Origin of the sequence: Kocuria sp. PD6 (genome assembly GCF_031844145.1) — a bacterium.
GTDB classification, from domain to species: domain Bacteria; phylum Actinomycetota; class Actinomycetes; order Actinomycetales; family Micrococcaceae; genus Kocuria; species Kocuria marina.
The window spans coordinates 220,912-234,119 of sequence record NZ_JAUZUS010000002.1; the positions used below are offsets into that span (position 1 = coordinate 220,912).

The window sequence follows — 13,208 nt, forward strand, 5'->3', positions numbered from 1 at the left end:
AACGTTGCTTGTACAGAGTCGAGAAGGAGGCCCGCACGTGACATCACGTCCGTCTCCCGAGCAACTCCTCGCGCGCGCGCCGCACGAATACAACCCCGGCGGTGGCCTCGTGCGCACCATGAAGCATCTTCCGCAGAATCTTTGCATCGCCCTGCTCAAGCTCTACCGCACGATCGTCTCCCCACTGTACGGAGACGTGTGCCGGTATTTCCCCTCCTGTTCCGCATACGCGCTGGAGGCGTTCACCGTGCACGGCGCGGTGCGCGGACTGGGACTGAGCGTCAGACGTCTGCTGCGCTGCCACCCGTGGGCGGCCGGCGGGATCGATAGAGTCCCGAGCGGCGGTCGGGAGTTCCCCTCCGTGGCCTCGACCCCCAAAATCGTTCTGCTCAACCACCCGACCCTCGTGCGCGACCACGTGCACGACTGCCCGGCCCGTGACGACCACGCGGCTCAAGGAGCCAACGCTCGATGAACTTCTTCGACATCATTCTCTTCCCCTTCAGGTGGATCGTCTCCGCCGTGCTGTGGGTGTTCCACGAACTGTTCACCACCCTCGGGATGGATCCGGCCTCCGGTGTCACCTGGGTGCTGTGCATCGTGGGCCTGACCCTGGTCATGCGTACACTGACCATCCCGCTGTTCCTCAAGCAGATCAAGTCCATGCGCGGCATGCAGGAACTGCAACCGGAGATGGCCAAGCTGCAGGCCAAGTACAAGGGCAAGAAGGACCAGCTCTCCCGCCAGGCCATGGCCGAGGAGCAGATGGCCCTGTACAAGGAACACGGTTCCAACCCGTTCGCGGCGTGCCTGCCGATCATCGTGCAGATGCCCATCTTCTTCGCGCTGTTCCAGGTGCTGCGTTCGGTCCCGCAGGCCGCCCAGAACAACGAGTCCATCCACGTCCTCACGCCGCAGCTGGTCCACCAGTTCAACGACTCCACGATCTTCGGCGCTCCCCTGTTCTCCACCCTGATGCAGCCGGGTACGGGCAACCACACGGCCACCATCGTGCTGGCGATCGTCATGATCGTGGCCATGTGTGCCACGCAGTTCATCACGCAGAAGCAGCTGACCGCGCGCAACATGAGCGATGCCGCCAAGGAATCGCCCATGTACCGCCAGCAGCAGATGATGCTCTACCTGTTCCCGCTCATCTTCGCGATCGGTGGCATCAACTTCCCGCTGGGTGTGCTCATCTACTGGACAGTCTCGAACCTGTGGTCCATGGGCCAGCAGTGGTGGGTCATCCGCAACAACCCCACCAAGGGGTCCCAGGCGGAGCGTGAACTCAACGAACGCCGTGCGGCCAAGGGTCTGCCCCCGGTGGGCATGACCAAGAAGGAACACGAGGAGAAGCTCGAGGAGCAGCGTGAACGCGCGGCGGCGGGCCAGCGTCAGCAGCCCGTGTCCAAGAAGCGCCAGAAGCAACAGGCTAAGAAGAACGGCTGAGAGGTCGCACCCGATGAACGACATCGACGAACAGCAGCAGCTGCCCTCGCAGGACGCGTCCTCCGACGCGCAGACCTCCGAGCTCTCCCCCCTCGAGGAGGAGGGTGAGATCGCCGCGGACTACATCGAGGAGCTCCTCGACACCGCGGACATCGACGGCGACATCGACATCGAGGTCCGGGACGGCCGCACGTACGTCTCCGTGGTCGCGGAGGACGGTGACGACTCCCCTCTGCGAGAGCTCGTGGGCGAGAACGGCGAGACGGTCGAGGCGCTGCAGGAACTCGCGCGGCTGTGTGTCCTCAGCGCCACGCAGCGGCGCAGCCGGTTGATCTTGGACATCGCGGGGCACCGTGACGAGAGAGCCTCGGAGCTGCGCGAGATGGCGCAGGACGCCGTGGCCAAGGTCGAGTCCGAGGGCGGCAGCGTGCACCTGCCCCCGCTATCCCCGTACGAGCGCAAGATCGTCCACGACGCCGTCGCGGACGCCGGTCTGGTCTCGGAGTCCGAGGGCGACGGCGCCGGGCGCCACATCGTGGTCTCGGCGGCTCAGTGACCGTGTCGCGTTCCACCCCGCACCCCGCCGCGTCCGGGCAGGATACGAACGGGTCGGGCGCCGAGGGCGCGTCGCGTCCCGCTCCCGAGCCCCAGCCAGCCCCTGAGCTCGGTGAGCACGAGGCCGCGGCGCGCACGATCTTCGGTGACCGCCTCGACCTGGCGCGGCGCTACACGGAGCACCTGGCGTCCTCGGGCATCGTCCGTGGACTGATCGGTCCCCGTGAGGCCCCGCGATTGTGGGAACGTCACGTACTCAACTGCGCGGTGGTGGAGAGCCTGATCGCGCGGAACGCTCACGTCGCGGACGTGGGCTCGGGGGCCGGCCTTCCCGGCCTGTGCCTCGCGATCGCCCGGCCCGATCTGTCCATCACGTTGATCGAGCCGCTGGAGCGCCGTGTCGCGTGGCTCGAGGAGATCGTGGCGGATCTCGGCCTGGACAACGTCCGTGTGCTGCGGGCGCGCGCCGAACAGGCGAAGAACCAGGTGGGCCCGGTGGATGTGGTCACGGCCCGAGCCGTCTCCGCGCTCATCGGTTTGGTGGACATCACCCTGCCGCTGTTGAAGGGTTCCGGTGAGCTGCTCGCGCTCAAGGGACGCTCCGCCCAGGACGAGCTGCGCAAGGCGAGTAAGAAGTTCAATCGTTTCGGGGTCCGGTCCTCGGAGGTCGTGACCGTGGGCGAGGACCTCCTGGAGGAACCCACCACGGTGGTTCGGCTCGTGTTGTGACTCCGTCGTTGCCGGTGCGGCCTTGTCGATAAGCTATTAGGAGCACCGCACCAGTCACGGAAGGGACAGTCGATGACCGAGCCGGAACGGCCCACCGCAGGACGTACCCGTGGACACGACTTCGGACCGCCGCCTGATCCAATTTCGCAAACAAAAAGAGTTGTTCCTGATCGCGGACGCCATGTTTCACGTGAAACAAACGGTCAGGCAGGAGTCACGGCACAAGACGCGGTGGCGGATACCGCCCTGGGGAGGAAACTCGTGGAAGAGAACAAGCGCCGTGCCAAGCTCAAAAACGTGCACCTGGACCGCCCCGAGAGCACGCGCTACATCACCATCAGCAATCAGAAAGGTGGTGTGGGGAAGACCAGTACGTCGGTCAACCTGGCCGTGGCGCTCGCGCAGCAGGGCCAGAACGTGATGGTCGTGGACAACGATCCGCAGGGCAACGCGTCCACCGCACTCGGGATTCCCCACGGTGTGGATGCGGACTCCGTCTATGACGTGCTCATCGACGAGGTGCCGGTGGCCGAGGTGGTCAAGGAGTCCCCCGAGGTGTCCAACCTGTGGGTCCTCCCGGCGACCATCGACCTTGCCGGTGCCGAGATCGAGCTCGTGTCCGTGGTGGCTCGTGAACAGCGATTGCAGCGGGCTCTGGCGGAATACGCGACGTCGCGCGAGGAGCAAGGGCTCCCCCGCCTCGACTACGTGTTCATCGACTGCCCGCCCAGTCTCGGTCTGCTCACGATCAACGCGTTCGTCGCGGCGACGGAGGTACTGATCCCCATCCAGTGCGAGTACTACGCGCTCGAAGGGCTGAGCCAGCTGCTCAACAACATCGCCATGATCCAGAAGCACTTGAATCCGAATCTCGTGGTGTCCTCCATCCTGCTGACGATGTACGACGGGCGGACGAACCTGGCGTCGCAGGTGGCCGACGAAGTCCGGCAGCACTTCCCCCGGGAGGTCATGGAGACCATGATCCCGCGGTCGGTTCGTGTCTCGGAGGCACCGAGTTATCAGCAGAGCGTCATCACCTACGACCCCAGTTCCACCGGAGCGCTGTCGTACCTGGAGGCTGCGGCGGAACTGGCCAGCCGCGGATCCGGTGCGGCCGAGTAGGCATCTCCGATACCGCGAACAATGCAGCCCCTGTCTGCGTAGTTGGAGCTGGCGGGCGCCAGGTCGCAAAACGCTGCGCTAATAGATCTTTCCATCATGACCCGGATGTTTCACGTGAAACATCGGGGCAATCTGATGTCAGGCGCGCGGTTACCGCCGGTGAATGGGTCATATGAACGATCCGTTCTTGACTACGATGGATACACCATCACCACCGGGAGGAATTCATCGTGGCAGAACGACGTCGTGGTCTCGGGCGCGGTTTAGGCGCTCTCATCCCCAGCGGGGACGCCCAGGAGCAAACGACACCGCCGGCGGTCGACCCTGGGGAGACCGCAAGTAGTGGCAAGCAGTCCTCTCGAAGCGGCGCGACGGAGACCCCCGGTCGGAGCTCGTCTCGTATAGCAGGTACTGCCAAGGGGGTACGGGCCACCCCCGCCTTGAAGTCTGCCGACGAGGATCGCCAGGAGGCAACTCCACGGGCGACGGCAACCCCCAAGAAGACCGCGACGAAGAGCAACAAGACCGAGGCATCAGGCGCCGACGCTGAGGCAGCTGGTAAGAAAGCCGGCCCGACCGGTGACGGCAATAGAATTGGAACCTCAGTGCGTCGGTCGTCGCGATCGACTAAAACGGGGGAAGCGGGCTCCGAAAAGGGTGCGGGCACTAGGCCGGACGCGGCCAAGTCTAAGACGCAGGTGAGTACGACCAAAAACGACGCCAATGCCGCCGGGTCACGCTCCGACGATGTTTCACGTGAAACATCCGATTCCCCGAAGGCTCCGGCATCACGTGGAAGCAAGTCACCACGGACCCGGAGGGACATGGGCCAGGCCCTACGCAGTACAACGAATGTGCGCCGCCCGGTGGACATGTTCTTCCTGCCATCGAGTGGTGACGAAGAAACTGATGCGGAAAACGCTGACGACTTTTCGCGTGCCGACGAAATCCGTGACTCTTCGCGGTCCGGAGAGGTGACCTCCTCGAGTACAGCGGATGGGACGCACCAGGAGACCGTGAGCAATACACCCATGAATGCCGGTCAGGGGAACCAGAAGGTAAAATCCGGCTCTGCCGACGTTTCACGTGAAACATCGGCCCAATCTTCTACCACGCGGAACATAGCGCCTCCTTCCGTCTCCGCCGATGGCGCTGCGGACACCGTCGGAGAGCATATCCCCACGGCGGATGTCACCGCGTCACAGCGGGGGGTCGTGCCTCTCGAACACTCTGCCCAGGAAGACCTGCAGAGCGTCCCCGGAGCCACCTTCGCGGAGATCTCGGTCACGGACATCCACCCCAACCGCAAACAGCCGCGCCAGAACTTCGATGAGGACGAGCTCGCCGAGCTCGCCTTCTCGGTGAAGGAACTCGGTGTCCTGCAGCCCATCGTCGTGCGTCCCAGTCATGAGGGGGGAGAGCAGCAGTACGAGCTCGTCATGGGCGAACGGCGTTGGCGAGCCGTTCAGGAGGCCGGTCTGGCCGTCATCCCGGCCATCATCCGGGATACAGCGGACGATGATCTTCTGCGGGACGCCCTGCTGGAAAACCTGCACCGGGCTCAGCTCAACCCCCTTGAAGAAGCCGCCGCGTACCAGCAGCTCATGGAGGAGTTCGGGGCCACTCAGGAGCAGCTCTCGGAACGGATCGGACGCTCCCGGCCGCAGATCTCCAACACCCTGCGCCTCCTCCGACTCCCGGCGCTCGTGCAGCGTCGCGTGGCCGCGGGGGTACTGAGCTCGGGACATGCGCGTGCACTGTTGGCGCTGACGGATCCCGCCGAGATGGAGCGGGCCGCCCAGCGGATCGTGGCGGAGGGGCTGTCAGTGCGCGCCACCGAGGAGCTCGTCGCCCTCTCCGACGGTCTCAAGCGACACTCGACCAAGCGGAAGACCCCCGCAACCCGCCACGATGACCGACTGGGTTACATCGCAGATGCCTTCTCCGACAAGTTGGACACGAGCGTGAAGATCCAGCTCGGTGCGCGCAAGGGCAAAATGACGATCGAGTTCGCATCGGTCGAGGACCTCAACCGCATCATCGACGTGCTGGACCCCAAGCTGGACGCGAACTGAGCTTTCGCACCCACGAATAAGGGCCGCGATGTTTCACGTGAAACATCGCGGCCCTTATTCCATCACCTCAACAGATCAGCCGGGCGATCGAGTGTCAGCAGCAAGGCGATCAGCCTTGTCTCCAACGAATCGCCATCGCCCCATGATGAGGTGCGTTCAGCCGTCCCTACGGTAATAGTCCTGGATGTCGGTCAGGCTCATGGTTCCCGTGGCGGTGGGTTCCGGAGTGGACGCCAGGACGCGCTGGAGGCCACACAGAAGCGCCTCCGCCAAACGGGCGCGGTACTCACCGCTCCGCAGTCGGGAGGCCTCATCCTCGTTCGAAAGGTATCCCAGATCGACCCACGCCGCCGCGGTGCGGACCTCACGGAGTGCGCTCCACTGCCGCGCATGGCTCCCCAGGTCCAGGGCACCCGTGCGGGCCACCAGCTCACGCAGGATCATGTCCGACGCGAGCTGACCCACGGGGGAGTACGCCTGACGCGTATCCGGTGCACCCCAGAAGAAGGTGGCCACACCCTGGGCCAGGGGCGAGGAGTTCCAATCACACTGCAGAGTGAGCACAAGGGCGTCGTCGGGGAGGACCTCGGGGACCTCTGGGACGCTCCCGTCCGAGTCCTCCGGTCCAGCACTTGACGTTGAAGCGCCGGCGGCTTGGGCTGCTGCGATCACGGGCTTGGCGCCTACCGCGCGGAGAAGGTCGCGGGTGCGCTGCGCGACGTCGAGGGTGATAGCATCCTGATCCGCGGCGAACGAATCCGGGGCCCCAGCTGGGGACACCTGAGGACCGGCACCGGAGGGCACCAGGAGCACCAGGCGATCACGGAGGGCCTCCTGGAGGCTCTCCAGCCGGTGGTGATCTCGTAGGGAGAAGGCCTTGGCCGAGGTGATCTTCTTGCGCACGCGAGCCAGTCCGGAGAGGGTATCGAGACCCACGGTGCCGTCACTCGGGACACCCAGGCTGTGTTGGAGTTCCTTCACGGCGTACTCGGTCTGGCGGTTGAACACCGCATCCAGGTGCCCGTAGTAGAAACCCAACAGCGAAAGGTTGTCCTGCAGCTCCTCGACGTCGTCGCCGTGCAACGGGGCCACCTCGTCGAAGAACAGTGGACGGTCACCCAGCCTGTACTGAGCGTCGTTGAGTGCTGCCTCGGTCTCCGGACCGACCACGCCGTCCACAATGAGCCCCTTGCGCTGCTGGAACACCCGCACGGCGTGGTCCACACGGTCATCGAAGATCGTGGGGTCCGGCACGCTGTCGCCGGCCAGGGGTAGGTCTTCGCCCCCTGCCCTGACGAGGCGTTCCCTGAGACCCGTGATGCGGCGGTCGGTCATACCGTGTCTGAGCGCGGCTCCGGGGGTGGATTGCGGCACGTGGTCTCCCTGGGGTCGGCGAGCCACTCCCACGGTGTGGTTCGCACACTGCAATTGGGTTCGAGAAAACCCGGGCCCGCACACGTAAGTGATGCGGGCCCGGGTCGGATGTGTCACGCGGAGGGGTTGAGGTAGTCCCCGAACTCCTTCTCGAGCGCGGACTTGGGCTTGGCACCGATCGAGGTCTTGGCGACCTCGCCGTTCGCGAAGAGGTACACCGCGGGGATCGACGTGATGCCGTACTGGGAGGCGATCGCGGGGTTGTCGTCCACGTTGACCTTCACCACGTCCACGTGATCCGCGTGCTCCGCGGCGATCGCGTCCAGGACGGGTCCGAGTTGGCGGCACGGACCGCACCACTCGGCCCAGAAGTCCACGATGGTGGGCTTGGAGTTCTCGAGCACCTCGGCCTTGAAGTTGGCGTCGGTGACGTCCTTTGCAGAGCTCATGTGTGGTTCCTTTCGATGGGTTTCCCCGCTCGGTCGCCGAATCGTTCCGGCGGTTCCGGGCTGGAGTGGGTTGTCGGGTGGGTTCGGATCAGCTGTCGAGGGCCGCGAGGTAGTGCTCCACGTCCACCGCGGCAACACAGCCCGAGCCCGCGGCGGTGATCGCCTGGCGGTAGGTCGCGTCCACAACGTCGCCGGCGGCGAAGACACCGGCCAGCGAGGTCGTGGAGCTGCGACCGTCCACGGCGATCGTGTTGTCCACCGTCAACTCGAGCTGATCCTTCACGAGTCCTACGCGGGGGTCCGAGCCGATGGCCACGAACAGACCGGTCACGGCCAGCTCAGAGGCCTCACCCGTGACGGTGTCCTCCAGGGCCAGGGACTCCACCTTGTCCGCGCCCTGGATCCCCGTGACCTTGGTGTTCCAGAGGATCTCGATCTTGGGGTCGTCGAACGCGCGCTGCTGCATGATCTCGGACGCACGGAACCGGTCCCGGCGGTGGATCAGGGTCACCTTGTCCGCGAACTTGGTCAGGAACGTGGCCTCCTCGATCGCGGAGTCACCGCCGCCCACCACCGCGATGTTCTGCTTCTTGAAGAAGAACCCGTCGCACGTGGCACACCACGACACACCGTGGCCGGAGAGCCGTTCCTCGTCCTCGAGACCGAGCTTGCGGTACTCGGAACCGGTGGAGATGATGACCGCGCGGGCGCGCAGCACGGTCCCGTCCTCCATGGTCACGGTCTTGATCTCTCCGTCGAGTTCCGCGGAGACGACGTCCTCGTAGCGGATGTCCGCCCCGAAGCGCTCGGCCTGCTGCTGCATGTTGTTCATCAGGTCTGGGCCCATGATGCCGTCGATGAACCCCGGGTAGTTCTCCACGTCCGTGGTGTTCATGAGTTCACCACCGGCGGTCACGGACCCGGCCAGCACCACGGGGTTGAGGTTTGCGCGCGCCGTATAGATGGCGGCGGTGTACCCCGCGGGACCGGAACCCACGATGACGACGTCGTGAACGGCGTCGTCCGCGGAGGTGGTGCGGGCGTCCTCAGACGCAGCGGAGGCCTCCGCCGCGCCGCCGACCTTGAGGTTCACAGCATTCGCGAAAATGCCGGGCTGATTGCTCACTGGTACGAAACCTTTCCACGAGTCACCGCGTGTGCGGATGTCAACTACACCCAAGAACGTGGGGAGTACCGCCAGATATTCCGTTCGGCGGCGTCACCGGGTTCAGCGCACGGACAGTTCGCTGATCCGCAAGCCGTACGGGTAGCCGCCGATGGGATTGTTCAGTCGCGGCAATTCGTTCCACACCACCAGGACGTACCGGTGCGGGTCGTTCTGCGCGGCCTCGGAGAGCGGGACGCTGACCTGCGGCCCGGTGAACGAGCCCGTGCCCACTTGTTGCGCGCCGTCGAGCGACGGGCTGTCCGAGACGTACACCGTGAACTGTCCGCCGGTGCCACCGTCCTGCTGGATCGTGAGTTCCCGGACGGGTGCGGGGTCCTGCAGCTGCGCGGCGAGTCCCACGTACTGGACTAGGTTCCCGAACTGGGAGTTCGAGAAACCGTAGCTCAGCCACGAGGTCCCCGGGTTGCCGTCCGTGGCCTGGCCCAGCGTGGCGTCCGTGTCGGTCATGAAGTTCGGGTCCTGGGTCACCCGCGTGACCGTCCCGACCTGCGGTGTGGCGGCCGGGCTCGGCGTGTTCGACGCCGCGGGGGAGCCCGCGGGCCCGCTCGGCGCTGCGTTCTCCTGCGGGGCCCCGCCCTGTCCGAACTGCCCGGTAAGCGCACCGAGCCCGCGGAAGCCCAGCACGATCGCCGCGATCAGCGCGATGATCAGTAACAACAGCAACAGCCACCGCAGCGGACCCTTGCGGGATCGTTCGGTGGAGCCGGGCCGGGCGCCACCCGCGCCCGCCGGATCAACGGCATGCTCGCGTTCGGCGGCGTGGGCGGTGCGTGCGGCTGCGCCGCCGGCCGCGGGCTCCCTCGCCCCGTCCGCGGTGCGCGCCGCTGCGGTGTCCGTCCCCGCGGGGGAGTGCCCTGCGGATGCGTTCGCCGACGACGCCGCTGCCGCACCCGCGATCCCGCCCGCCGCCGCGGTGGTCGCCGCGGCGTTCATCATCCCGCCCCCGGCGGCATGGGCCGTACCCACGCTCTCGGCGGACGCGGCGGCATCCGAACCACCGGCGGTCGTCCTGGCCGGGGCGGCGGGATCGTCCAGGGGAGCAGCGTCGTCACCAGGGGCCGTGCCGGGGAGCGACGCGGCGGCGTCGTCCGATGCCGAAGCATGCCCGGCCGCTGCACCGGAGGGCGGTGCGACCGTGCGGATGGCCGCGGTGCCGTCGTGAGCGGCGTCGTCATCGCGGGCCGAGCGGGGCGCGGAGGACTGTTCATCCAGGCGCCCAGGCTTGCCCTCGGTCCGTTCGTAGCTCTCGTAGCGGTTGTCGCCGTCGTAGGTGGGATCGATCGCCTCGGCCGACGTCGCTGAGGTCGCCCCGGTGGCCGCGCCCCGGGTGGCTGCGCGGTCGAACATCGTGGAGCGCACGGCATCGGGGCGGACCTTGCGCGCGAAGCCGAGCTTGTTGCGCACGGACGGGGCGGCGGGGGCGTCGTCGTAATCGTCGTAGTCGGAGGCGTTCCAGCGCGTGACGGCGGGGCGCGCCGAGGGTTCAGGATCCCGGGAGACGGTCTCCTGCGGCTGTGTGGGGTCCGGCTCCTCGTAGATGTAGGCGGAGGAGGCGGCCGAGCGGGAGTCCCCGAAAATGTCGTCGGAGAGGGAGTAGTCGTCGGCGCCGTCGTCCTGGACCAGCAGCGCGTCCAACAGGTCCGCGGTGGGTGCATAGGAGGTGACCAGGTAGGTGGAGTCCTCGGTCCGACCCATGTCCAGGACCTGGAAGCCGCTGTGCCCGGCGCCGGCGGCCAGGGAACGCGCGTTGTCCACGAGCAGTGACTCGTGAGCCGGGGAGGGCACCAGGATTGAGACCCTGTGGCGCAGGATCTGGTCCTCGCCCTGGAGCACGTGATCGTTTTCGGCGGTGCTCAGCAGGGACGCGGTGACCTTGTAACGGCCCCCCAGAACGGCTCCAAGCGCAATGGGCTGGGACACGGTGGCTCCCTCTGGTAATCGGGCGCCACGGGGGTCGCACGGGCGCGAGAACGATCTTTCGGGCAGTCTACCGGCCGAGTTTGGCGCGCAGCGGGGCCAGCAAACCCGTGAACTCCTGGACCCGGAACAGCTTCAGGGCCACGGCGTACACGGCGGCCATCACGAGCCCGCCCACGACCAGGCTGATCAGGGCTGCTGCCTGATTACCCCATGGGAAACCGTCGGTGCGGTACCCGCCGAGCAACCACAGCGTCACGACTCCCGCCACGCCCGCGACGAGCGAGGCTGCCAGGATGCGCACGTGACTGCTCACGATCCGGGACAGGCCGTAGTCCCCGATCCGCCGCGTGAGGGCGTAGTGGTAGATCACCGTGGCCAGCACGTTCTGGATGGCGTAACAGGCCGCGACGGCGAACACCATGTGCTCGGGCGGAAAGACCCGGGCGATCAGCACGGCGGCGATCACGGTGAAGACGGACACCCCCAGCTGCACGAGGAACGGGGTGCGCGCGTCCTCCTGGGCGTAGAACGCGCGGCCCAGCATGAACGCGGTGGACATGAACGGCGCGCCGATGGCGATCACCGTGATGACCTGACCGATCACCGCGCCCGCGGCGGGAACACCACCGGAGAACAGCATGCCCAGCGGACCCGCGTACATGATCAGGGCGACCATGCAGAACACGGTGGCCACACCGGTGACCCGCAGGCTCGAGGACAGGGATGAGACCAGGGAGTCACGGTCCTTCTCGGACGCCGCGGCCGCCATGCGGTTGAACAACACGGTGGCGATGGACAGCCCGATCACCCCGTGGGGCAACGCGTAGAGCATGGTGGCCTGGTCCAGGACGGCCGTACCCGCGATGGGGGGCGCCCCACCCGGGCCGGACGCGATGTCCGCCCGGGCACCCGTGGGGATCGCCGCGGTGCGGTACAGGGCCATGAACGCGAGGTTGGCGATCACGCCGGTGGCGAGCGTCCAGCCGCCCAGGCGCGCCGCGGTGGACAGCCCGATCCCGCGCCACCCGAAGCGCGGGCGGATCCGCAGTCCCAGCCGGGCGAGCGGCCAGAACAGGATGAAGGCCTGCGCGGCGACACCCACCGTGGCCATGACCACGAGCCAGAAGGTCTGGGCGGAGCTCCAGTTCTCGAGGGTGTGCGGGTTGGTGCGGAACGGACCGAACTGCTGGATGAAGACCAGCAGGGCGGCGATCGCGATGACGTTGTTGAGCACCGGGGCCCACATGTACGCACCGAACGCACCCTTGGCGTTGAGCACCTGACCCACGACCGTGTAGAGGCCGTAGAAGAAGATCTGGGGGAACGTGATCAGCGCGAACGTGGTGCCCATGGCCAGCTGGGCGTCCGACCACCCCGGGCCCATGAGATTCATGATGGGGCGCACCAACAGCACGACCGCCGCGGTGATCACCAACAGCGCGATCACGGCGAGTGTGATCAGCCGGGAGATGTAATCGGCGCCCTCGTCCTGCGCCTTGGACGCCTTGATGATCTGCGGCACCAGCACCGCGTTGAACACCCCACCCGCGATCAGCACGTAGATCAGGTTGGGCAGTGTGTTGGCCAGCTGGAACACGTCCGCCATGGTCGCGGCGGAACCGATGGCCACCGTGATCAGGAACGTCTTGACGAACCCCAGGATGCGGGACACCAGGGTCCCGGAGGCCATGATCGCGCTGGAGCGCGCACCGGACTTCTGCATGGATCAAGGCCTCCTGCGCGGGGGGACGGGCCGGGTACGGCGCACGACGGATCGGACGGGACAGCCTACAACTGGTGAATGATGTATTCCCGGGCGATGTCCGCGATGCGCCGCTCGTTGGGGAAGGACAACTTCCGGCCGAGGGCGTCGATCCCGGACCACGCTACATCCACGGCCTCGTGGTCGGGGTCGTTCTCCGTGGTCAGGAATCCGCCGATGGCCTCCAGCAGGAAATGGTGGACGGTCTTGTGCACGCGGTGTCCGGAGACCGTGAACCAGTAGTCGATGCTGCCCAGCGGGGAGAGCACGCGGCCCATGATTCCGGTTTCCTCCTCTATCTCCCGCACGGCGGCTTCCTCGTTGGTCTCCTCGCCCTCGGGATGACCCTTGGGAAGGCACCACTCGAGCCGTCCACCGCGGTTGATCCGAGCAATGATGGCCACCGGATGCGTGGGATCGGACAGGTCCACCACGATCCCACCGGCCGACACCTCTTCCACCGTGGGCAGCGCGGAGACCGGTTGGTTCGGTCGCCTCTTGGGCGCGCTGGGTACGGGGAAAGCCATGCCATCTACCTTAGCGACATTCCCGGGACACTCCCTGATATGGGTCCGGCGGCG

General features: G+C 66.5%; 12 protein-coding genes. 6 read left to right on the top strand and 6 right to left on the bottom strand.

The features are described from left to right. The first annotated feature begins 37 nt into the window (after nucleotides 1-37). The 6 genes from yidD (at nucleotide 38) to Q9R22_RS02560 (ending at nucleotide 5,933) form a co-directional block, all read left to right on the top strand. Nucleotides 38-475, top strand: a complete 438-nt coding sequence (gene yidD / locus Q9R22_RS02535; protein ID WP_064845486.1) for a membrane protein insertion efficiency factor YidD — start codon at nucleotides 38-40, stop codon at nucleotides 473-475. Beyond that, nucleotides 472-1,452, top strand: a complete 981-nt coding sequence (gene yidC / locus Q9R22_RS02540; RefSeq protein WP_311254008.1) for a membrane protein insertase YidC — start codon at nucleotides 472-474, stop codon at nucleotides 1,450-1,452. The genes yidD and yidC overlap by 4 nt, the downstream gene beginning before the upstream one ends. Nucleotides 1,453-1,465: 13 nt before the next feature. Next, nucleotides 1,466-2,008 carry a R3H domain-containing nucleic acid-binding protein gene (locus Q9R22_RS02545; RefSeq protein ID WP_206399046.1) on the top strand — a complete coding sequence of 181 codons (543 nt, stop codon included), beginning with the start codon at nucleotides 1,466-1,468 and terminating at the stop codon, nucleotides 2,006-2,008. A gap of 137 nt (nucleotides 2,009-2,145) precedes the next feature. Beyond that, nucleotides 2,146-2,736, top strand: coding sequence for a 16S rRNA (guanine(527)-N(7))-methyltransferase RsmG (rsmG, locus tag Q9R22_RS02550; RefSeq protein WP_311254041.1), 591 nt, complete (start codon nucleotides 2,146-2,148; stop codon nucleotides 2,734-2,736). Nucleotides 2,737-2,997: 261 nt separating this feature from the next. Continuing rightward, nucleotides 2,998-3,858, top strand: coding sequence for a ParA family protein (locus Q9R22_RS02555; RefSeq protein WP_396415660.1), 861 nt, complete (start codon nucleotides 2,998-3,000; stop codon nucleotides 3,856-3,858). An 824-nt stretch (nucleotides 3,859-4,682) separates the two neighbouring features. Next, complete coding sequence (locus Q9R22_RS02560) at nucleotides 4,683-5,933, top strand: ParB/RepB/Spo0J family partition protein (protein WP_242670706.1); 1,251 nt, start codon at nucleotides 4,683-4,685, stop codon at nucleotides 5,931-5,933. 156 nt (nucleotides 5,934-6,089) lie between these two features. On the opposite strand, the gene Q9R22_RS02565 is transcribed toward Q9R22_RS02560, so the two are convergent. The 6 genes from Q9R22_RS02565 to Q9R22_RS02590 all read right to left on the bottom strand — a co-directional run bounded on the left by Q9R22_RS02565 (nucleotide 6,090) and on the right by Q9R22_RS02590 (nucleotide 13,154). After that, on the bottom strand, nucleotides 6,090-7,268 hold the full coding sequence (locus Q9R22_RS02565; RefSeq protein WP_311254010.1) for a peptidoglycan-binding protein: 1,179 nt from the start codon (nucleotides 7,266-7,268) through the stop codon (nucleotides 6,090-6,092). 152 nt (nucleotides 7,269-7,420) lie between these two features. After that, on the bottom strand, nucleotides 7,421-7,756 hold the full coding sequence (trxA, locus tag Q9R22_RS02570) for a thioredoxin (protein ID WP_085107233.1): 336 nt from the start codon (nucleotides 7,754-7,756) through the stop codon (nucleotides 7,421-7,423). 88 nt (nucleotides 7,757-7,844) lie between these two features. Continuing rightward, nucleotides 7,845-8,882, bottom strand: a complete 1,038-nt coding sequence (gene trxB / locus Q9R22_RS02575; RefSeq protein ID WP_131333828.1) for a thioredoxin-disulfide reductase — start codon at nucleotides 8,880-8,882, stop codon at nucleotides 7,845-7,847. 102 nt (nucleotides 8,883-8,984) lie between these two features. Beyond that, nucleotides 8,985-10,865: a hypothetical protein gene (locus Q9R22_RS02580; protein ID WP_131333827.1), complete on the bottom strand. Its 1,881-nt coding sequence runs from the start codon at nucleotides 10,863-10,865 to the stop codon at nucleotides 8,985-8,987. Between the two features lie 67 nt (nucleotides 10,866-10,932). Continuing rightward, nucleotides 10,933-12,588 carry a murein biosynthesis integral membrane protein MurJ gene (gene murJ / locus Q9R22_RS02585; protein ID WP_131333826.1) on the bottom strand — a complete coding sequence of 552 codons (1,656 nt, stop codon included), beginning with the start codon at nucleotides 12,586-12,588 and terminating at the stop codon, nucleotides 10,933-10,935. Between the two features lie 65 nt (nucleotides 12,589-12,653). After that, the gene (locus Q9R22_RS02590; protein ID WP_064845478.1) at nucleotides 12,654-13,154 is read right to left on the bottom strand and encodes an NUDIX hydrolase; all 501 of its coding nucleotides are present in this window, start codon (nucleotides 13,152-13,154) and stop codon (nucleotides 12,654-12,656) included. Nucleotides 13,155-13,208 lie beyond the last annotated feature (54 nt).

What these genes read in the sequence shown, in the direction of transcription:
- yidC (WP_311254008.1), top strand. Translation starts at nt 472, where the DNA reads ATGAACTTCTTCGACATCATTCTCTTCCCCTTCAGGTGGATCGTCTCC.
- Q9R22_RS02545 (WP_206399046.1), top strand. Translation starts at nt 1,466, where the DNA reads ATGAACGACATCGACGAACAGCAGCAGCTGCCCTCGCAGGACGCGTCC.
- Q9R22_RS02560 (WP_242670706.1), top strand. Translation starts at nt 4,683, where the DNA reads ATGGGCCAGGCCCTACGCAGTACAACGAATGTGCGCCGCCCGGTGGAC.
- Q9R22_RS02565 (WP_311254010.1), bottom strand. Translation starts at nt 7,268, where the DNA reads ATGACCGACCGCCGCATCACGGGTCTCAGGGAACGCCTCGTCAGGGCA.
- trxA (WP_085107233.1), bottom strand. Translation starts at nt 7,756, where the DNA reads ATGAGCTCTGCAAAGGACGTCACCGACGCCAACTTCAAGGCCGAGGTG.
- murJ (WP_131333826.1), bottom strand. Translation starts at nt 12,588, where the DNA reads ATGCAGAAGTCCGGTGCGCGCTCCAGCGCGATCATGGCCTCCGGGACC.
- Q9R22_RS02590 (WP_064845478.1), bottom strand. Translation starts at nt 13,154, where the DNA reads ATGGCTTTCCCCGTACCCAGCGCGCCCAAGAGGCGACCGAACCAACCG.